This window comes from Rhizobacter sp. P5_C2, assembly GCF_054049715.1.
Window position 1 is genome coordinate 1 of sequence record NZ_JBFULV010000107.1, and the last position, 20,694, is coordinate 20,694.

General features: G+C 67.8%; 17 protein-coding genes and 2 tRNA genes. 11 read left to right on the forward strand and 8 right to left on the reverse strand.

Going from position 1 to position 20,694, the window contains the following annotated elements:
* A partial coding sequence (locus ACXJLU_RS27360) for a TonB family protein (RefSeq protein WP_457336439.1) occupies nt 1-358 on the forward strand: 358 nt, incomplete at its 5' end.
* A 28-nt stretch (nt 359-386) separates the two neighbouring features.
* Here the strand turns inward: ACXJLU_RS27360 and ACXJLU_RS27365 are convergent.
* From ACXJLU_RS27365 to argA, 4 genes are all read right to left on the reverse strand, one after another.
* Nucleotides 387-3,416, reverse strand: coding sequence for a bifunctional diguanylate cyclase/phosphodiesterase (locus tag ACXJLU_RS27365; RefSeq protein WP_457336441.1), 3,030 nt, complete (start codon nt 3,414-3,416; stop codon nt 387-389).
* A gap of 118 nt (nt 3,417-3,534) precedes the next feature.
* A complete protein-coding gene (locus tag ACXJLU_RS27370; protein WP_457336443.1) occupies nt 3,535-3,852 on the reverse strand; it encodes an H-NS histone family protein in 318 nt (105 codons plus the stop codon).
* Nucleotides 3,853-3,956: 104 nt separating this feature from the next.
* On the reverse strand, nt 3,957-4,229 hold the full coding sequence (locus ACXJLU_RS27375) for an oxidative damage protection protein (protein WP_056809621.1): 273 nt from the start codon (nt 4,227-4,229) through the stop codon (nt 3,957-3,959).
* Between the two features lie 51 nt (nt 4,230-4,280).
* Complete coding sequence (argA, locus tag ACXJLU_RS27380) at nt 4,281-5,621, reverse strand: amino-acid N-acetyltransferase (RefSeq protein ID WP_457336445.1); 1,341 nt, start codon at nt 5,619-5,621, stop codon at nt 4,281-4,283.
* Between argA and hrpA the strand changes: the two genes are divergently transcribed.
* The 4 genes from hrpA (at nt 5,620) to ACXJLU_RS27400 (ending at nt 11,646) form a co-directional block, all read left to right on the forward strand.
* Nucleotides 5,620-9,570, forward strand: coding sequence for an ATP-dependent RNA helicase HrpA (gene hrpA, locus ACXJLU_RS27385; protein WP_457336447.1), 3,951 nt, complete (start codon nt 5,620-5,622; stop codon nt 9,568-9,570). The genes argA and hrpA overlap by 2 nt on opposite strands.
* A gap of 100 nt (nt 9,571-9,670) precedes the next feature.
* Nucleotides 9,671-9,747, forward strand: a tRNA-Pro gene (locus ACXJLU_RS27390).
* Nucleotides 9,748-9,788: 41 nt separating this feature from the next.
* Nucleotides 9,789-9,865 (forward strand) — tRNA-Arg (locus ACXJLU_RS27395).
* A 116-nt stretch (nt 9,866-9,981) separates the two neighbouring features.
* Complete coding sequence (locus ACXJLU_RS27400; RefSeq protein WP_457336449.1) at nt 9,982-11,646, forward strand: hypothetical protein; 1,665 nt, start codon at nt 9,982-9,984, stop codon at nt 11,644-11,646.
* 118 nt (nt 11,647-11,764) lie between these two features.
* Here ACXJLU_RS27400 and ACXJLU_RS27405 read toward each other — a convergent pair whose 3' ends face one another.
* From ACXJLU_RS27405 to ACXJLU_RS27420, 4 genes are all read right to left on the reverse strand, one after another.
* On the reverse strand, nt 11,765-12,586 hold the full coding sequence (locus ACXJLU_RS27405; protein WP_457336450.1) for a bestrophin-like domain: 822 nt from the start codon (nt 12,584-12,586) through the stop codon (nt 11,765-11,767).
* Between the two features lie 94 nt (nt 12,587-12,680).
* Nucleotides 12,681-13,103, reverse strand: a complete 423-nt coding sequence (trxC, locus tag ACXJLU_RS27410) for a thioredoxin TrxC (protein ID WP_457336452.1) — start codon at nt 13,101-13,103, stop codon at nt 12,681-12,683.
* An 18-nt stretch (nt 13,104-13,121) separates the two neighbouring features.
* The gene (locus ACXJLU_RS27415; protein WP_457336454.1) at nt 13,122-13,712 is read right to left on the reverse strand and encodes an SIS domain-containing protein; all 591 of its coding nucleotides are present in this window, start codon (nt 13,710-13,712) and stop codon (nt 13,122-13,124) included.
* A gap of 58 nt (nt 13,713-13,770) precedes the next feature.
* Nucleotides 13,771-14,508, reverse strand: a complete 738-nt coding sequence (locus ACXJLU_RS27420) for a phosphatase PAP2 family protein (RefSeq protein ID WP_457336456.1) — start codon at nt 14,506-14,508, stop codon at nt 13,771-13,773.
* Between the two features lie 237 nt (nt 14,509-14,745).
* Here ACXJLU_RS27420 and ACXJLU_RS27425 point away from each other — a divergent pair, with 237 nt between their 5' ends.
* The 6 genes from ACXJLU_RS27425 to ACXJLU_RS27450 all read left to right on the forward strand — a co-directional run.
* A complete protein-coding gene (locus ACXJLU_RS27425; protein ID WP_457336457.1) occupies nt 14,746-15,090 on the forward strand; it encodes an H-NS histone family protein in 345 nt (114 codons plus the stop codon).
* Nucleotides 15,091-15,364: 274 nt separating this feature from the next.
* Nucleotides 15,365-16,324, forward strand: a complete 960-nt coding sequence (locus ACXJLU_RS27430; protein ID WP_457336459.1) for a sugar ABC transporter substrate-binding protein — start codon at nt 15,365-15,367, stop codon at nt 16,322-16,324.
* Between the two features lie 25 nt (nt 16,325-16,349).
* Nucleotides 16,350-17,915, forward strand: coding sequence for a sugar ABC transporter ATP-binding protein (locus ACXJLU_RS27435; protein WP_457336461.1), 1,566 nt, complete (start codon nt 16,350-16,352; stop codon nt 17,913-17,915).
* A 29-nt stretch (nt 17,916-17,944) separates the two neighbouring features.
* Nucleotides 17,945-18,949: an ABC transporter permease gene (locus ACXJLU_RS27440; RefSeq protein WP_457336463.1), complete on the forward strand. Its 1,005-nt coding sequence runs from the start codon at nt 17,945-17,947 to the stop codon at nt 18,947-18,949.
* Complete coding sequence (locus ACXJLU_RS27445) at nt 18,946-20,031, forward strand: LacI family DNA-binding transcriptional regulator (RefSeq protein WP_457336465.1); 1,086 nt, start codon at nt 18,946-18,948, stop codon at nt 20,029-20,031. The genes ACXJLU_RS27440 and ACXJLU_RS27445 overlap by 4 nt, the downstream gene beginning before the upstream one ends.
* Nucleotides 20,028-20,694: PfkB family carbohydrate kinase (locus ACXJLU_RS27450; RefSeq protein WP_457336467.1), on the forward strand; the 667-nt coding region annotated here is incomplete at its 3' end. The genes ACXJLU_RS27445 and ACXJLU_RS27450, both read left to right, overlap by 4 nt.

A 20,694-nucleotide genomic window follows, 5' to 3' on the forward strand; every position in this document is an offset into this window, starting at 1 on the left:
GGCTCGCGGGAACGGCAGCGGGAGCACCGGGCCCGGCGGCCGCACCGCGATGCCCGATGCCGCCGCGCCGCCCGCCCTCGCCACCGCGCCGGAACCCGAGGCGGAGCAAGAGACGCTGGTGATGGTGTCCCAGGTCGAGCCGCAGTTCCCGCGTGCGGTGATGCTCGATCTGCGCCGGGGCACCGTGCGGGTGCGCTTCGACGTGATGCCCGACGGTTCGGTGAGCGCGCCGAACGTCGTGTCGACAACGAACGTGCGCCTGAACCGCGCGGCCCTGGCCGCCGTCGGCCAATGGAAGTTCCAGCCGGTGCGCGAGGCGCAGGAAGGCGTCGTCGAACTGGGCTTCAATCTCGATTGAGCCGGCCGGGGCGCCGGTTGCAGGGCTGTCAGGCCGCGACGGTCCGCTCCGGCGCGATCGCGCCACGGTACTGCCGCACCCAGTCGACCACCTCGTTCGACGGCATGGCGGCCGCGATGCCGTTGCCCTGGGCCATGTCGCAGCCGATCGCGATCAGGCGCTGCGCCTGGGCCCGCGATTCGACGCCCTCGGCCACGACCGTGCAGCCGAAGGTGCGTGACAGGCTGATCACGCCCGCGACGATCGCGTGGTCCTGCGGGTCGAGCAGCATGTTCTGCACGAACGAGCGATCGATCTTCAGCAGGTCGAGCGGCAGGCGCTTCAGGTAGGTGAGGGTGGAGTAGCCGGTGCCGAAATCGTCGAGCGCGAAGCGCACGCCGAGCTTGCGGCACTCCTGCATCAGCTGCACGGTGTAGTCCACGTCGGCGAGCGCCGCGGTTTCCAGCACCTCGATCACCAGCCGCTGCGCCACCGGCGAGTTGTAGCGCGACAGCAGCCCGGCCAGGCGCTGCGCGAACAGCGGCTCCTGCAGGTGGCGCGCCGAGACGTTGATGCTGACCGTGAGGTCGAGCCCCTGGCGCTGCCACTGCGCGAGCTGCTCGATGCCTTGCTGCAGCACCCAGTCGCCGACGCTCGCGCTGAGCCCGGTGTGCTCGATCAGCGGCAGGAAGTGCGCCGGCGCGATCACGCCGTGCTGCGGATGCTTCCAGCGCAGCAGCGCCTCGACGCCCATCACGGTGCCGTTGCGCAGGTCGACCTTGGGCTGGTAGTAGAGGCAGAACTCCTGCGCATCGAGCGCGGTCTGCACGCGGCTGAGCGCCTCGAAGCGCTCTTCGGTGCGGCGGTTCAGCTCGGTGTCGAAGAACAGCGACCCATTGCGCCCGGCCTGCTTCGCGCCGTACATCGCATGGTCGGCGTGGCGCAGCAGCGTCTCGGCATCGGCCCGGTCGACCGGGTAGACGGTGGCACCCAGGCTGGCCGTGACGATCACCGGCCCGATGCCCATGCCGAGGTTGTACGGCAGCGAGACCTGGCGCAGCACGCGCTCGACGGTGGCCTGCGCGTCTTCGAGGGTCGCGGCGCGCAACAGCAGCACGAATTCATCGCCGCCGAGGCGCGCGACCTCGTCGGTCCAGTGGTCCCAGCGCCCGAGGGCGTTGCGCAGCCGCTGCGCCAGCTCGACCAGCAACCGGTCGCCGGCCTCGTGGCCATGCGTGTCGTTGACCGGCTTGAAGTTGTCGAGGTCGAGGTAGCAGACCACCAGCAGGTAGCCGTCGCGCTCGCTCGCGCGGATGGCGTCGCGCAGCATCTGCGCAAGCCGGGCGCGGTTCGGCAGCCGCGTCAGCTCGTCGAAATGCGCCTGGCGTTCGAGCTGCTCGCGGTGCAGCCGGGCCTGCGTGGTGTCGGACAGCACCAGCACGTGGTGGCGCAGTTCGGCGTCGGGGCCGGGGATTGCGGAGATCGTCACCTGCAGCGCGCAGAGTTCGCCGTCGCGCCGCCGGTCGATGATCTCGCCGCGCCACGAGCCGGTCGATTCGAGCGCGGCCGCCATGCTGGCGCGTTGCGCGGCGCCGGGCTCGCCGTCGCTGGCCGGGCGCAGCAGGGCCGGTACCGCGCCGAGCATTTCCTCGCGCGAGAAGCCGGTGATCTTCGTGAAGGCCGGGTTGACGTCGAGCACCCGGCACGCCGCGTCGGTGATGATCAAACCCTCGTGCAGGTACTCGAACAGCCGCGCCGTCACGTTCTGCCGCTCCTCGGTGGCATGGCGGTCGGTGATGTCGATCGCGGTGGCGATCACGCGCAGCGGCTCGCCATCGCGCTGCCGTTCGACGGCGCGGGCATGGCCTTCGAGCCACAGCCAGCGGCCGTCCTTGGTCTGCAGACGGAACTCGAACGCATCGGCCTCGCCGGCCGGCGCGGTGCCCCGGCCGCGCGGTTGCAGGGCATTCAGCAGGCGGGCGCTGTCGGCCGGATGGGTGCGGGCCAGCAAGCCGTCGATGCGGTGGCCGAACTCGAGGCTGCCGTAGCCGAGCATGCGCAGCCAGCGCCGCGAGTAGCTGATGTGGCCGCTGCGCAGGTCCCATTGCAGCGTGCCGACGCCGGCCGCATCGAGGGCCTGTTGCCAACGTGTCTCGTTGGTCGCGGTGCGGCCGACCACGGCGCAGGCGAGCAGCGGCGTGGCGCACACCGTGGCCAGCCAGGCGGACAGCGTGGCCGCATCGGCCATCGGCCCTGCGCCCGACGCGACCAGGCCCTTGGCGGCCCAGGATGCGAGCCCCGCGCCGATCAGCAGCGCCGTGGCCGAGGCCGGCAGCAGCCCGCGGCGCGCGGCCAGGCCACCGAGCAAGAGGTGCGGGATGCTGGCCAGCGCGAGCATCGACGGGATGTTGCCGTGGCGGGCGAAGCCCCAGGCCGCGGCCAGTGCGGCAGCGCTCAGCGCGGCGGTGGCGAGCCAGCGCCACTGCGCGAACGCCCGCTGCAGCGCACCGCGCGACAACGCGAGCAGCGGGAGCGCGAGCAGCGCCGAGGCCAGCGCGTCGCGTGCCGCCGTGAGGGCGGCCGGGTGCAGCCAGGCCTGTCGATCGAGCGGGCCGTCGACCGTCAGGCAGACGAGGGCATTGGCCACCGCGACCCCGGTGGGCAGCAGCACGCCGAGGCCCACCATCAACCCGGCCTCGCGCCAGCCGTCGATGCTGCCGACGAAGCCGAGGCGGCGCAGCAGCAGCGCCGACAACCACGCGCCGCCGACCGTGCCGGCCGACACGGCCGCGGCCTGCCAGGGCAACAGGTCGGCACCGAGCAGCACGATGCACCCGGCCAGCCACAGCCCGGGGGCCATGCCCGAGCCCCAGCGCAGCAGGGCGGCCAGCATCACGCCGCCGGGCAACCAAGGCAGCGGTGCCGCGAGGGTCTCAAGATTCAGGAGGGGGTTCGACAGCCCCCAGCGGCCGAGGGCCAGGCATGCCAGCGACGCCAGCACGGCCTGCAGGGCCCAGACGCTCAGGCGTTTGGACGGCAGCAGGATGACGGGCAGGGTGGGCAGGCGGGAAACGGGCACGTGGGCGTCGCGAGGAAGCTTTTGAATGTACCCCGCGGCGCCTCCGCCAGACACCGCCCGATACCCTGCAGATGCGGGGTATCGGTCAGTCGATGGAATCGATACGGATTTCGGAAACTCAGAGCGCGAAGTCTTCGAGTTTCTTGCCGGCCGCGACGGCCGCCTTCAGCCATTTGGGTTGCAAGCCGCGACCGCTCCAGGTTTCGCCGGTGGCGTTGTTGCGGAACTTGGCCGCGACTTTGCCGCCTTTGCTGGCGCCGGCTTTGCCACCGGCTTTGGCGCCGCTCTTGCCGGCCAGGTCGGAGGCCGACAGACCGTATTCGTTCATCAGCGTCTTGACTTTGGCGATCGCATCCTGGCGTTCACGCTTTTGCGTGGCTTCGATTTCCTGCTCGAGGGCAGCCTTCTTGGCGAGCAAATCCTGCAACGTGGTCATCGATGGTTTCCTGTTGAACCCGGCTATATGTGCCGGCGCCGGGATTCTAATTCAGGAAACCCCGCCAAGCCAAGCGGAAACTGTCGGCCGCGAAACTCCCGGTTTCAGGGTGTCGGCGGAACGTATCCCGCGGGTTGCTCGGCGCCTTCGCCGAAGAAGAATCGCTCCATTTGCCGGGCCAGGTACTGGCGGGCGCGCTGGTCGGCCAGGTTCAGCCGGTTCTCGTTGACCAGCATGGTCTGGTGCTTCATCCACGCGGCCCAGGCCTCCTTGCTGACCTCGTTGTAAATGCGCTTGCCGAGTTCACCGGGGTAAGGCGCGAAATCCAGGCCTTCGGCCTCCTTCTTCAGGTAGACGCATTGCACCATTCGAGCCATGAGGTAACTCCAATCGATCTGTTTGTGATGTTGTGAAACGAAACTGGCGATTCAGGCCAGCTTCTTGACCAGGACCTGGGAGCGCCGATCCCAGTTGTATTTGCGCTTGCGGGCCTCGGGCAGCCAGTCGGGATCGACCTGCTTGAAGCCGCGCTTGATGAACCAATGCATCGTGCGGGTCGTCAGCACGAAAATGCTGTCGAACCCGGCGCCACGGGCACGCTGTTCGATGCGCTTGAGTATTTTCTCGCCATCGCCTTGCCCTTGCACATTCGGGGACACCGTCAGCGCGGCCATTTCGGCGGTATGCGCTTCGGGGTACGGATACAGCGCGGCGCAGCCGAAGATAACGCCGTCGTGTTCGATGACGGTGTAATGGTCGATATCGCGTTCGATTTCGGTCCGGTCGCGTTTGACCAGGGTTCCGTCCTTCTCGAACGGTTCGATCAATTGCAGGATGCCGCCGATGTCGTCGGCGCTGGCTTCGCGCAGGCTTTCGAGTTTCTCGTCGACGATCATCGTGCCGACGCCATCGTGGGTGAACAATTCCATCAGCACCGAACCGTCGACCGAGAACGGCACGATGTGCACGCGCTCGACGCCGTCTTCGCAGGCCTTCACCGCGTGCTGCAGGTAGAACGCGGTGTCGGTCGGCTGCATCGGGTTGGGCAGGCCGGCGAGCAGCTTGCGGGCGTCGGCCAGCCCGAGCTCCTGGTCGATCTCGCTGTCGGGATCGAGCGGGTCGAGCGGGATGCCGCGCACCTCGGTCACGTAGATCAGCTTGTCGGCCTGCAACTCGCTGGCGGTGCTGGCGGCCACGTCTTCCATGCTGAGGTTGAAGGCCTCGCCAGTGGGCGAGAAGCCGAACGGCGACAGCATCGCGAGCGCGCCGATCTCGACCAGCTTGCGGATGCCGCTCGCATCGATCTTGCGCACCAGGCCGGTGTGCTGGAAATCGACGCCGTCGACGATGCCGACCGGGCGTGCGGTGATGAAATTGCCGGAGACGACGCGGATCTGGCTGTGCGCCATCGGCGTGTTCGGCAGGCCTYGCGAGAACGCCGCCTCGATCTCGTAGCGCAACTGGCCGGCGGCTTCTTGCGCGCAGTCGAGCGCGAGCGGGTCGGTCACGCGCATGCCGTGGCTGAAGCGCGAGATGTGGCCCTTGGCGCGCAGCTGTTCCTCGACCTGGGGCCGGAAGCCGTGCACCAGCACCAGCTTGATGCCCATTGCGTGCAGGATCGCGAGGTCCTGCGCGAAGGCCGACAGCTTGCCGGCGGCGATCAGCTCGCCGGCGATGGCCACCACGAAGGTCTTGCCGCGGTGCGCATGGATGTGCGGTGCCACCGAACGGAACCACGGCACGAAGGTGTGAGGAAAGACGAGGTTCATGGCGTGGCCGCACGACCGGCCGCAGTTTGAAATAATCAACGATTTTGCACGAAGGCTTCGAGTGACCTCTGCCCCGCGCCGCGGCCCATCGCCGGTGGCCAAACCTGTTGTTGCCAACCCGATCCCACCGATCACCTTTCCCGAATCGCTGCCGGTGTCGTCGCGGCGCGACGAGATCGCGCAGGCCATCGAGGCAAACCAGGTCGTGATCGTCTGCGGCGAGACCGGCTCCGGCAAGACCACGCAGCTGCCGAAGATCGCGCTGACGCTCGGCCGCGGAAGGGGTGCCGGCGGCACCGGCCTGATCGGGCACACGCAGCCACGGCGCATCGCCGCCTCCAGCGTCGCCAAGCGCATCGCGCAGGAACTGAACACGCCGCTCGGCGAGCATGTCGGCTTCAAGGTGCGCTTCCAGGACCGCCTGTCGGCCGGCGCGAGCGTCAAGCTGATGACCGACGGCATCCTGCTGGCCGAGACCCAGACCGATCCGTTGCTGAAGGCCTACGACACGCTGATCATCGACGAGGCCCACGAGCGCAGCCTGAACATCGACTTCCTGCTCGGCTACCTGCGGCAGATCCTGCCGCGCCGGCCCGACCTGAAGGTCATCGTCACGTCGGCCACCATCGATGCCGACCGTTTTGCGCAGCACTTCGCGTCGCGGAACGGGCCTGCGCCGGTGATCCAGGTGTCGGGGCGGCTGTTCCCGGTCGAGCAGCGCTGGCGGCCGTTTGAAGAATCGCGCGAATACGGCCTGAACGATGCGATCGGCGATGGTGTCGACGAGCTGTGGCGCGAGGGTGCCGGCGACGTGCTGGTCTTCCTGCCCGGCGAGCGCGAGATCCGCGAGGCGGCCGAGCACCTGCGCAAGCACCACCCGCCGGGTGTCGAGGTGGTGCCGCTGTTCGCGCGACTGAGCCAGCAGGAGCAGGATGCCGTGTTCGAGCCGCACAGCGCGCGCCGCATCGTGCTGGCCACCAACGTCGCCGAGACCTCGCTGACGGTTCCGGGCATCCAGTACGTGATCGATGCCGGCACCGCGCGTGTGAAGCGCTACAGCTACCGCAACAAGGTCGAGCAGCTGCAGATCGAGCCGGTCAGCCAGGCGGCCGCCAACCAGCGCGCCGGCCGCTGCGGGCGCGTCAGCAACGGCATCTGCATCCGGCTCTACGACGAGAAGGATTTCAACGAGCGACCGCGCTTCACCGATCCCGAGATCCTGCGCTCGTCGCTGGCCGGCGTGATCCTGCGCATGATGTCGCTCGGGCTCGGGCTGGTGGAGGATTTCCCGTTCCTCGAGCCGCCGCCGCGTCGCGCGATCGCCGACGGCTACCAGCTGCTGCACGAGCTGGGCGCGGTCGACGAGCAGAACGAGCTGACGCCGACCGGGCGCGAGCTGTCCAAGCTGCCGCTGGACCCGCGTGTGGGCCGCATGATCCTGGAGGCGCGCAACCGCGAATCGCTGGCCGAGGTGCTGGTGATCGCGTCGTCGCTCAGCGTGCAGGACGCGCGCGACCGGCCGATGGAGCACCAGCAGGCGGCCGATGCGGCGCACAAGAAGTTCGACGACGACCGCTCGGAGTTCGTCGGCACGCTGAAGCTCTGGAAGTGGCTCGAAGACGCCCGCGGCGGCAGCAAGGAGCACAAGCTCTCGCACCGCAAGCAGGAGCAGCTGCTGCGCGACAACTTCGTCTCGCCGCGCCGCGTGCGCGAGTGGCGCGATATCCATTCGCAGCTGCACACCGTGGTGGCCGAGCACGGCTGGCGGCTGAACACGCTGCCTGCCACCTACGACCAGCTGCACCTGGCGATGCTGGCCGGTTTGCTCGGCAACATCGGGCTGAAGAGCGACGAGGACGACTGGTACCTCGGGGCGCGCGGCATCAAGTTCTACAAGCACCCGGGTTCGCACCTCGGCAAGAAGCCGGGGCGCTGGATCGTCGCGGCCGAGCTGGTCGAGACCACGCGCCTGTTCGGCCGCGGCATCGCCAACATCGAGCCGCAGTGGCTGCCGGGCATCGCCGGTCACCTGATCAAGACCCAGCTGCTGGAGCCGCACTGGGAGAAGAAGGCGGCCGAGGTGGTCGCGCTCGAGCGGGCGACGCTGTACGGCCTGGTGATCTACAGCAACCGGCGCGTCAACTTCGGGCGCGTGGATGCGCCGGCGGCGCGCGAGATCTTCATCCGCGAGGCGCTGGTGAACGGCGAGTGGGAGACGCGGCTGCCGTTCCTGGCGGCCAACCGCAAACTGATCGCGCAGGTGGAAGAGCTGGAACACAAGTCGCGCCGGCAGGACGTGCTGGTCGACGATGAGCTGATCCACGCGTTCTACGACCAGCAGCTGCCCGCCGACGTGTGCAGCGGGCACAGCCTGGAGCGCTGGTACCGCGAGGAGAGCCAGCGCCAGCCGAAGCTGCTGTTCCTGACGCGCGAGGAATTGATGCGGCACGAGGCGGCCGGCATCACGACCGCGTCGTTCCCGAAGACGCTGCGCATGGGTGGTGTCGACTGCATTGCGACCTACCTGCACGATCCGGGCGACCCGAAGGACGGCGTGACCGTCACCGTGCCGATCTATGCGCTGAACCAGGTCAACGACGAGCGCTGCGAATGGCTGGTGCCCGGCATGCTGAAGGACAAGGTGCTGGCGCTGCTGAAGACCTTGCACCAGCGGCCGCGCTCGCGTCTGGTGCCCTTGCCCGACTATGCGCAAGGTTTCATCGACCAGGTGCAGGAGGCGCATGGTTTCGGCGCGGGCAGCCTGGTCGACGTGTTGCTGAAGGCGGTGCGCGACAAGACGCAGCTCGACGTGAAGCGCGCGGATTTCAAGCTGGAGCAGCTGTCGCCGCACCTGTTCATGAACTTCCGCGTCGTCGACGAAAACGGCCGGCAACTKGGGCAAGGCCGCAACCTCGCGAGCCTGAAGGCCGAGCTGGGCGTGCAGGCGCGTTCGGCGTTCCAGGCGCTGGCGGTGTTGCGGCCGACGGTGGCGGTGGCGCCGGCGGCACCTGTGGTTGCGGCGGGTGGGGCCGGTGCGGCGAACACGATCGTCGTCAAGACGGCGCCGGGCCGCGCGAGCGTGCCTGCGGCCGACGTGCCCGATCCGACCTACACCGACTGGACCTTCGGCGAGCTGCCCGAACTGATGGAGGTCAAGCGCGGCAACCAGGTGCTGGTGGGTTTCCCGGCGCTGATCGACCGCGGCAGCCATGTGCAGATCGAGGTGTTCGACGAGCCCGACGTGGCGGCGCACAAGCACCGGGCCGGCCTGCGCCGGCTGGTGGCGCTGCAGATCCGCGACGCGCTGAAGTACCTCGAGAAGAACATCCCGGACCTGCAGAAGATGGCGGTGCTGTACATGCCGCTGGGCACGGCCGAGGAGCTGCGCGAGCAGATCATCGACCTGGCGCTCGACCGCGCGTTCCTGGCCGACCCGTTGCCGGCCGATCCGCAGGCCTTCCGGCGCCGCATCGACGAAGGGCGAGGGCGCCTGACGCTGATCGCCAACGAGATCGCCCGCAGCGTGATCGTGGTGCTGACCGAGTTTGCCGCGGCGCAACGCAAGCTGAAGGATGCGCGGGCGCCGAAGGAGGTGGGCGACGACGTGCAGGCGCAGCTGGCGCGCCTGATGCCCAAGCGCTTCGTGCTGGCGACGCCGTGGGCGCAGCTGGCGCACCTGCCACGCTACCTGAAGGGCGTGACGATGCGGCTGGACAAGCTGCGCGCCGATCCGGTCCGCGATGGCCAGCGCCTGGCCGAGCTGCGCCCGCTGGAGCAGCGCTATTTGCGGATGGTGGCCGATCGCAAGGGCGTGCACGACACGCGGCTGGAGGAGTTCCGCTGGCTGCTGGAGGAGCTGCGAATCAGCCTGTTTGCGCAGGAATTGCGCACGCCGCAGCCGGTCAGCGTGAAGCGGCTGGAGAAGGCGCTGGGGGCGCTGACGGTGTGATGGATGCAGCGAAAGCCGGACGGAATTCGATGCGAAGTCGATCTGTTCCGGTGCGCGAGCGGCCCGGAACGCTGCGAGCGCTGGTTACAATGCGCCGGTTCGGGGTGTAGCGCAGCCTGGTAGCGCAACTGGTTTGGGACCAGTGGGTCGGATGTTCGAATCATCTCACCCCGACCATCAACTCTCTTCCATCGTCAGGCCCTCAGCCTGTTCCCTCGCTGCCCGTAGCTCAACTGGATAGAGCAGCTGCCTTCTAAGCAGCAGGTCGGGGGTTCGAGTCCCTCCGGGCAGGCCACTTCATTCGCGAAATCTGATCCGAAGATCAGCTCCATGCTGATACCGCCGGAGGGATGGCTGTGAAAGCATGCCATGGCCCCGACAGGCACCAGCGGTTGCCGAGGAGATCATGCGATGACAAACGGCCGAGCAACTGCACCCCCTCGGCGCGACGTTGGACCTGACGGCCTGCAAGCTGTCGTGGACGGCTCGCAGCGGCAGGAAGGGCGCGCGCAAGCTCTGTGGAACGAACAGTTGCATGCCAGTCCTCGAATGGCGCTGCAGCGTCGGCAGATTGCCGATGCATTCGGGTCTGCGGCACCACCCGTTGCCGACACGAAGTCGAATCCGGTGGCACAGAGAGAACTGTGGACCTATGACGACATCAAGAAGTCAGCGAAGACGGGTCGGTTTTCATGGCAACCCCTGCGATCCGACATCAGCGGCGGAGATTCCGAGAAGAAGGGAGTCGCGCACGGGCTGGGTGCCGAGCTGAAAGATGGAAAGAGCGAGCTGGCGACCAAGGTAACCTGGACTGGAACTCACAAGAACGGTGATGGCCAGAAAATGGTGGCGCTCCCTCTTGGACCTGACCACAAGCTGGGCAGTGAGCCGGTGTCGGGTCAGCAGCATGTCTGGAACGAAAACCGTGCGAGGCTCAAGAGAATCACTGACGAGACCTATGTCGCCGGCCATCTGTTGAACAACAACCTGGGCGGCCCCGGGAATGATTCAAGGAATCTGGCGGCGATTCCGGCATCGATCAATTCGCTGCACTCCAAGATGGTTGAAGAGAAGGTGAAGTCTTCGGTGAATGGAAAAGGTCGATTCATCAGGTATGAAGTGGAGATCGACCAAGATACCTTCAAATATAGACAGGAAAATCTGTCCTATGCGTCCAAGATCACCTCCCGTTGGAGCGCAGTCGACAACGAAGGCAAGCCCCTGCCACCCGTGAGAGAAGTATCAATCCCCATTTCTTCGCCAGTTCCTACGAAGAAGAAATTGGATGGTGTATCGGACAACAGGATGAAGATTGACAAGTCAAATGGTGCCAAGGCTCTTTTTGATGTCAAGACGCAGATCGTGCTTTCCAACGAAGGGTACTTGAGGGTCGCCAAGAATGTGCAGCAGATATTTCAGGAAGCGATCGGAGACAGTGAGCTGGCACTCGAAAAGACGCGAGGTGACCTGAAGGCGGCATGTGCGCACGCCGAGGATCTCGATGGTCAACTGAAGGCTCTCACGCAATCGAAGGAAGACTCCGAGGGCAAGAATCGAGAGTCGGTGGGGAAATTAAGCGGGGAGTTGAAGCATGCTCGCGACGACGTCGCTGAGTATGAAGGGAAATTGCAAGGGATTGCGAACCAGATGGAAAAAACACAACTGCAGTTGAAGGAAGCACAAGATGAACTCAGTGAAAAGATCATTCAATTGCAGTTGAGTCAGCATGAAAATATAGGCTTGGTGAAAGATAATTCCATGCTGTCTCACGATCTGGATGGCGTGCGCGACGAGTTGAAAAAATCTCAAGAGAGGAACCTCGCCCTGATGAAGAGAAATGAGATACTTTTTGCGAGAAGTGATGATCTCATAGACATATCAGATAACTCTTTCGGTAAACTGGACAGAGGCACAAAAACCGAGTCGGGGCATCTCCTCGTCAGTCCGCAACGGGAATCGGACGAGTCAAACAGGAGGAGGTTTGAAATTATTCGGCATCAGCACGAACAGGAGAAACTCGCACCGTCCAGCTCTGGCGACAAGACGGCGCTTCCAAGCAACAAGGAGGGCCAGTGATCAGGTCGTTCGCGTGACATCCTCGCCAGCACTGCACGCCCAGCAGCAGCATCGTCAACCACCTCGCCGGCTCCAGGATGGCGGCGATCGGGGGGTGCTGGCGTAGTGACCTGCACGGCTACTTCGTCGCAGCCGGGCCCGACGGCAAACCTTGCGCCTGCGCCGCCCACCGCGCCATCGTCTGCATCGTCCGCTGGATCGGCTCGGGGCCGATGCTCTCCGAGCCGGCGAACGGCCGGTCCATCGCGGCGATGAAGAAGAACACCAGCCCGAACACGCCCGAGAGCAAGGCCACCGCGCTGAGGTTGAAGGCCGAGCGCGGCAGCACGTAGGTCGTCAGCAGGGTCAGCATCGTCGCCAGCACGACCACGCTCCACAACGTGGCGGGCACCTGCGCCTCGCTGGCCTGGGTGCGTTCCCGGCGGGCCCTGATCAGTTCGTTGGTCCGGGCCCAGATCTCCGGCATCAAGGCGGCTTCGCGCGGCCCCACCGGGTCGATCCGGCCGATCGCGCGAAACATGTCATCGAGGAGGTCGCGCGCCTGTTCCGGGAATTCGCCCTTGCGCATCGCGGCCCATTCCTGATCGACCACGACACCGGCGTATGTCCGCAGCAGGTCGCGGGCCTGGCGCGACTGCACGCTGTCGTAGACCGCCAAGTCGCGCGCCAGCGCGGTCATCACGACAGCCTCGTTGCGCACCGCCTTCTCGGCCGAGCCGAACGACTCCCACACTGAGATCGCCGAGAACGCGAGCAGCAGCGAGTTGATCGTCGCGATCACGCCGAGCAGCGCGATCGCGAGGTTGCGCTCGGCCTCGGCGAAGGTGACGCGGCACAGGCGCTGGAAGGCGAGGTAGCCACCCAGCCCGATCAGGATCCAGCCGCCGCTGATCAAGAGGCCGAAGAGCCAGTTCGGAAGGTCGTAGAGGGCCAGTGGCATGCCGCCACGATAGCCACGTGCCTCACGCCGGGCCATCAGCGAATTGCTGAGATGGCCCTTCGAAAAACCCGCGAGTGCAACGGAAGCGGGAAGGCTACGCGACCTGCGAGCGCACCCACGAGACGATCTCCTGCGCCGGCAAGGCACCGCTGCGGCGGGCCACCTCCTTGCCGCCGCGGAACAGCAGCAATGTCGGGATGCTGCGGATGCCGTAGGCGGCCGCGCTGCGCTGCGCGGCCTCGGTGTCGAGCTTCGCGAAACGCACGCCGGGCAACTGGCGTGAGGCCGCCTCGAACTGCGGCGCCATCGAGCGGCACGGGCCGCACCATTCGGCCCAGCAGTCCACCAGCAGCGGCATCTCGTTGCCGGCGACATGCCGCTCCAAGCTCGCATCGTCGACCTCGATCGGGTGCGATGGCAGCAGGCTCTTGCCGCACTGGCCGCACAGCGGGTCGTCGCCCAGCCTCGCATCGGGGACGCGGTTGCGGGTCAGGCACGAAGGGCAGACGAGTTGCATGCGGGCTCCTTGCCGTCCTCAGGCAGCGTAGTTTTCAGGGAAGAATCGGCGTTCGATCAGCTCGATCAGGATGTGCAGCACCTTGATGTGCAGCTCCTGCACGCGGTCGGCATAGCGGCCCCCCGGCGTGCAGACGTAGACGTCGGTGAGCGCCTCGAACTCGGGGTTGCGCTTGCCGGTCAGCGCGATCACCGACAGGCCTTGCTCCTTCGCGACGCGGGCGGCGCGCAGGATGTTCTTGCTGGTGCCGCTGGTGCTGATCGCCAGCAGGCAGTCGCCCGGCCGGCCGTGCGCCTCGACATAGCGAGAGAACACCTGCTCGTAGCCGAGGTCGTTGCCGACGCAGCTCATGTGGCTGGCGTCGCTGATCGCGGCGGCGCCGAGGGGCGGGCGGTCATTGCGGTAGCGGCCGGTGAGTTCTTCGGCGAAGTGCATCGCGTCGCACATCGAGCCGCCGTTGCCGCACGAGTAGACGCGCCCCTTGCGCTCGAAGACCTGGATCAGCAGCGCGGCGGCCTGCTCGACGCTCGCGAGCGCCGGACCATCGGACAGCAGCGCGTCGAGCGCGCGCTGGGCTTCGCGCAGGTTGGATTGGATGTGTTCGATCATGTCGGGTCTTCCATCAGGACATCTGGGGACGGCCAGCCCGTCCGCAATGCCCCGAAGGTTAACCCTTGGCCGCGCCCAGTCCGGTCGTGGCCGGCACGATGCGGCCCCATCGGGCGGTGTGCGAGGCCAGCACGCAGACCGTCCAGCAGACCCAGGCGGTCCACAGCGAGTGGCTCAGGTAGTGCGCGCCGCGCATCACCTGCACCCAGGCGAAGACACTGCCGCAAGCCAGCGTGATGGCCAGCCAGCGGCGTGCCGCCACCGGCGATGCGCGGCGCAGCGCGAACCAGCCGGCCAGGAACGAGAACGCCGTCGACGCGTGGCCGGACGGGAAGCACTGGCCCGAGCCGCCGTCGCGCTTCCAGAACTGCCAGTGCGGCACGTAGTCGAGCACGTCGCCGCCGAAGCGGGCGAGGTCCCAGGGGCAACTGGTGGCGCTGTTGCGCTTGAGCAGCGGGATCAAGATCACGCAGGCCAGCGTGGTCGTCACCCACCAGACCCGCTCCCGCTTCGTCAGGCCGCGGGCGAAGGGCAGCGGGCGCCAGATGCCGACCAGCAGCACGCCGAACAGCGCCCAGGCCGGCCAGCGAGCGGCGTCGTGCAGCAGCGTGCCGGTGAGCCAGCGGTCGCGCCAGGCAAAGCCTTGGGCGTTGCCGAACCACGAGGTGAGGGCGAGGTCCAGGCCGCTCAGGTCCCAAGCGAGCAGCACGGCCAGCGACAGCAGCACGACCAGCAGGTCGGCGCGCAGCGTGAACGAATGCCGGGCCGGTGTTGACGGATAGACGGGAGCCACCATGGACCGCGATGCTCGCGACCCAGACTTAGGCCCGCCTTAGCTGAACCCATCAACGATCCGACAGTGTCAACTGCGTCACGTGGGATGAACACCGCGAGAACCGTGTGATATGGTCGCGCCGGCACTTCCGGGGCTCAGCCCGCGGTGTGCAGTCCTGGTCTCGGCGTACGAAGGAAAGTCGGTCAATCCAAGAACCGGCACGGGAGGCGGCGCCTGTCGCAACTCATGGAAACTCCGATGTCGAAAACTCTGGCCCAACTGAAAAAAGAGATCGCAAACCTCACGCGTGAAGCCGAGAAGCTGCAACGCAAGGAAATAGAAGGCGTCGTCGTACGCATCAAGGAAGCGATCGAGGCTTATGGCCTGACGGCGACCGACCTGGGTCTCGGCGGCGCGAAGCGCGGCCCGAAGCTGGCCGCCGCCAAGAAGGTCGCTGCGAAGCGCGGCCGCAAGAAGGCGGGCGGCGAGGTGAAGTTCCGCGACGAGTCCGGCAACGTCTGGGGCGGCCGTGGCCCGCGTCCGAAGTGGCTGCGCGATGCGTTGACGTCCGGCAAGCAGCTGTCTGATTTCGCCGTGGAATGACGACCCCTCGGTCGACGAGTACGTCGACCGGTCCCCCGGGGGGATGCGGGCCGGCTTGGGGCGGCCCGGCGCTCGGCCCGCTCCGCTTCGATCACCCGGGTATTCCCTCTGGTGACTCCAACGCGATGGTCCTCAAATAGCAAACGTTCGCGCAAACGTTTGCGTATGAAGATGGACCGCCGCAACGAAGAACGTGGTGCGAACGAAGTACCGTCCGGGCGGTTGACCGTCCCGCTGCCCGGGCAACAATCCACGCTTCGAGGAGACACACAACATGACGATCGCTTTCCACAGCCGCCAACGCCGCGGCATCGCCGTGGCCGCCGCCGCCCTGGCCACCGGCTTCTTCCTGACCGCCGCCCACGCCGATGACGCCAAGCCGCGCGTCGGGCTGGTGATGAAATCGCTGGCCAACGAGTTCTTCAAGAACATGACCGAAGGCGCGCTTGCCCACGAGAAGAAGCGCGGCGACTTCACGCTGAAGGCGGTCGGCATGCAGTCCGAGACCGACTTCGACGCGCAGACCGCCGCGGTCGAGAACTTCGTGACGCAGAAGTACGACGTGATCGTGATCGCACCGGCCGATTCGCGGGCGATGGTCGCACCGGTCGCGAAGGCGCTGAAAGCCGGCATCACTGTCGTCAACTTCGACGTGGCACTCGACCCGGCGGCGATGAAGAAGGCCGGCCTCGACCTTGCCTTCGTCGGCCCCGACAACCGCGCCGGCGCCAAGCTGGCCGGCGATGAACTCGCCAAGGCGATCGGCCCGGGCGCCAAGATCGTCATCATCGAAGGCAACCCCGGCGCCGACAACGCGCTGCAGCGCAAGCTCGGTTTCGAGGACGCGGCCAAGGCCGGCAAGCTGAACATCGTCGCGTCGCAGACCGCGCACTGGGAGACCGAGGAGGCCAACGCGGTCTTCACGAACATCCTGACCGCCAACCCCGACATCAAGGGCGTGATGGTTGCCAACGACTCGATGGCGCTCGGCGTCTCGAAGGCGCTCGATGCCGCGGGCAAGTCCGGGCAGATCAAGGTGGTCGGCTTCGACAACATCCCGGCGATCCGCCCGCTGATCAAGCAGGGCAAGGTGCTCGCGACGGTCGACCAGTTCGGCACCGAGATGGCCGCCAATGCGATCGACTACGGCATCAAGTCGCGCAAGGACAAGCAGCCGCTGAAGGGCTGGGTCAAGACGCCGATCGAGCTGGTCACCGCCAAGAACCTCAAGTAGTTCGCGCTGCCCAGGGAGCCCGCGCGTGGACAACAACAGCACCACCACCGCCACCGTCGCGCTCGAGCTGCAGGGGCTGACGCGCCGGCATCCCGGCGTGACGGCGCTCGACGGCGTCGACCTCACGCTGATGCGCGGCGAGGTGCACGCGCTGGCCGGCGAGAACGGCGCCGGCAAGTCCAGCCTGATCAAGATCCTGTGCGGCGCCGACCGCCCCGACGCCGGCCGCATGCGGCTGTTCGGCGAGGCCTACGCGCCGCAGTCGCCGCTGGCCGCGATGCGCGCCGGCATCCGCGTCGTGCACCAGGAGTTGCACATGCTGGGCGAGCTGTCGGTGGCCGAGAACCTGCTGTTCGAGCGGCTGCCGCGCACCCGGCTCGGGCTGCTCGACCGCGCTGCGATGGAACGGCGTGCACGCGAGCTGCTCGCTCTGGTCGGGCTCGACGAGCTGTCGCCGGCCACCCGCGTCGGCACGCTGGGCATGGCGCAGCAGCAGCTGCTCGAGATCGYGAAGGCGCTGTCGAACCAGCGCGGTGGCACGGCGCGCATCGTCATCATGGACGAGCCGACCGCGACGCTGACCCCGCGCGAGACCGACCGCCTGCTCGCCATCATCCGCAAGCTGCGCGGCGACGGCGTCACGGTGGTCTTCGTGTCGCACCACCTGCAGGAGCTGTTCGAGGTGTGCGACCGCGTCACGGTGCTGCGCAACGGCCGCCACGTCGCGACGCAGACCATGGCCGGCACCTCGACCGGCGAGCTGGTCCGGCTGATGGTGGGGCGCGATCTGGTCGAGCGGCCGCCGCGCGTTGCGCCGGCACTCGATGCCAGCCAGCCCACGGCGCTGCGGGTCGAAGGCCTGCGCCACGCCGGCCGGCGCGATGCGGCGCCGATCGATTTCAGCCTGCGCTACGGCGAGATCGTCGGGCTGGCCGGCCTGGTCGGCTCCGGCCGCACCGAGACGCTGCGCGCGATCTTCGGCGCCGACCGCGCCGCCGCCGGGCAGGTCTTCCGCGACGACCGGCCGGTGCGCATCACGAGCCCGAAGGATGCCCTCGCGCACGGCATTTGCCTCGTCACCGAGAACCGCAAGGAAGAAGGCCTGGTGCTCGACATGCCGATCCGCGCCAACCTGAGCCTGGCACGGCTCGGCGCGGTGTCGCGCGGCGGGCTGCTGAGTGCCGAGGCCGAGAACGCGGCGGCGCGCCGCATGGTCGGCGAGCTGCAGATCCGGCTGGCGTCGATCGCGCAGCCGGTGCGCCAGCTGTCGGGCGGCAACCAGCAGAAGGTGGTGCTCGGCAAGTGGCTGCTGCGCGACCCGAAGGTGCTGCTGCTCGACGAGCCGACGCGCGGCGTCGACGTCGGCGCCAAGGCCGAGATCCACGCGCTGCTCGAACGCATGGCCGCGCAGGGCATGGCGGTGCTGGTGGTCTCATCCGACCTGCGCGAGCTGATCGGCCTGTGCGACCGCATGCTGGTGATGAGCCGCGGCGTGCTGGTCGGCGAGCTGCCGCGCGCGCAGTTCGATGAAGAGGCCATCCTCGCGATGGCTTACCGTGAATACCTTGTTCGTCCGCCACAAGCGGCCTAGCGACAGAAGGCCTGGATCCGATGCAAACGATGAACCTGACACCGTCCCCCTCCGCCGGCGCCTCGATGGGCGACCGCGCCGCGCTGGTGCTGCGCGAGGCCGGCATCGGGCTGGCGCTGCTGGTGCTGCTGGGCGTGTTCGCGCTGCTGTCGCCGATCTTCCTGACCGCCGGCAACATCACCAACATCTTCACGCAGATCTCGATCAACGTGATCCTCGCGGTCGGCATGACTTTCGTGATCCTGATCGGTGGCATCGACCTCTCGGTCGGCTCGGTGATGGCGTTCTGCGCGGTGGTGGCCGGCACGGTGCTGAAGCTCGACGGGCTCGACCCGGCCATGGCGATCGTGCTCGCGCTGGCGGCGAGCATCGCGGTCGGCGCGGCCTGCGGGCTGGTCAACGGCGCGGTGTCGGCCTGGTGGGCGATCCCGTCGTTCATCGTCACGCTGGGCATGCTGAACATCGCGCGCGGCGCGGCGCTGCAATGGACGCAGGCGCGCTCGATCTACGAGTTCCCCGACGCCTTCAACAACTTCGGCAGTGCCACGCTGCTGGGCGTGCCGGCGATCTTCCTGGTGGCGCTCGCGCTGGTGGCGGCCGGCTGGTTCGTGCTGAACCGCACCGTGTTCGGCCGCCTGGTCTACGCCATCGGCAACAACGAAGAAGCGGTGCGGCTGGCCGGCCACAGCGTGCGCTTCTACAAGATCGCGGCCTTCGTGATCTGCGGCGCGGCGGTCGGCGTCGGCGCGGTGATCTACATGACGCGGCTGACGATCGCGAGCCCGATCTCGGGCATCGGCTTCGAGCTGAATGCGATCGCGGCGGTGATCATCGGCGGCACCAGCCTGTCGGGCGGGCGCGGCTCGATCATCGGCACGCTGCTCGGCGCGTGCATCATCGGGGTCCTGGCCAACGGCCTGATCCTAATCGGCATGAGCGACTTCCTTCGGCAGATGGTCACCGGTTTCGTCATCATCCTCGCGGTGGTGCTGGACGTGCTGCGCGCACGGCTGGCGCAGCGTGCCGCGCGATGAACGGCAGCGAGCGCAACGAGGGCGGCGGCGAACGCAGCGAACGCACAAGTGGGCGCGAGGCCCGCGTGCCGACCCGCATCAGCACCATCAAGGACGTGGCGCTGCAGGCCCAGGTCTCGGTGACGACGGTGTCGCACGTGGTCAACGGCACGCGCTTCGTCAGCGAGGCGGCGCGCCAGCGGGTGCAGCAGGCGATCGAGGAGCTGCGCTACGTGCCGAGCGCGCTGGCGCGCAGCCTGAAGAGCAACCGCACCCACACCGTCGGGATGATGATCCCGAACAGCTCGAACCCGTATTTCGCCGAGATCATCCGCGGCATCGAGGACACCTGCTACGAGGCCGGCTTCAACGTGATCCTGTGCAACTCCGACGATGACCCGCTGAAGCAGAGCACCTACGTGCGCCTGCTCAGCGAGAAGCAGGTCGACGGGCTGATCGTGATGTCGTCCGGCGCCGACGGCGAGCTGCTCGATACCTTGCGCGACGCCAACATGCCGCAGGTGGTGGTCGACCGCGAGATCGACGACCTGGAGGCCGACCTGGTCGAGGTCAACCACGAGGCCGGGGGCGTGATCGCGACCGAGCACCTGCTGTCGCTCGGGCACCGGCGCATCGCCTGCATCGCCGGGCCGCAGACGCTGTCGTCGGCGCGCCAGCGCGTGCTGGGCTACCACCGTGCGCTGCGCGAGGCCGGCCTCACGGTCGACGACCGGCTGCTGCGCAGCGCCGATTTCACGAGCGCCGGCGGCCATGCCGCGATGGCCTCGCTGCTGCAGGCCGGCGTGCAGCCGACCGCGGTGTTCGTCTCGAACGACCTGATGGCGATCGGCGCGATCTGCGCGGCCGCCTCGCAGGGCTTGCGCATTCCGCAGGACCTCTCGGTGATCGGCTTCGACGACATCGCGCTGTCGGCCTACAGTAACCCGCCGCTGACCACCGTCGCGCAGCCCAAGCACCGCACCGGCGAGCTGGCGGCGCAGCTGCTGATGCAGCGCATCGCCGACCGCGGGCGGGCGCTGCAGCGCGAGATCCTGCAGCCGTCGCTGACGGTGCGGCAGTCGACCGGGCCGGTGCCGTCATGACGAAGCGTGTCGTCGTGCTCGGCAGCGTCAACGCCGACCTGGTGCTGCGCTGCGAACGGCTGCCGGGCCCCGGCGAGACGGTGCATGGCCGCGAGTTCAAGGTGCTGCCGGGCGGCAAGGGCGCGAACCAGGCGGTGGCCGCGGCGCGGCTCGGCGCGGCGGTCAGCTTCATCGGCTGCGTCGGTGCCGACGACCACGGGCGCGAGGCGCGGCGCCGGCTGGCGGCCGAGGGCATCGAGCTCTCGCATCTGGCCGAGGTGGCGCAGCCGACCGGCGTCGCGATGATCCTGGTCGACGACCACGGGCAGAACAGCATCGCGCTGTCGGCCGGCGCCAATGCGGCGCTCGGCGTCGCGCAGGTCGAGGCGGCGGCGGCGCTCATCGCGTCGGCGGCGCTGCTGGTGTGCCAGCTCGAATCGCCGCTCGCGGCGGTGACGCGGGCCATCGCGATCGCCCATGCGGCGGGCGTGCCGGTGCTGCTGAACCCGGCGCCGGCGCAGGCCTTGCCGGCGGCCTTGCTGCAGCAGGTCGACGTGCTGGTGCCCAACGAGAGCGAGGCGGCGGTGCTGCTCGGCGAGGCGCTCGCGCCGGCCGACGCGGCGGCGCGGCTGCGCGAGCGCGGCCCGGCGACGGTGATCGTCACGCTGGGCGCCGATGGCGTGC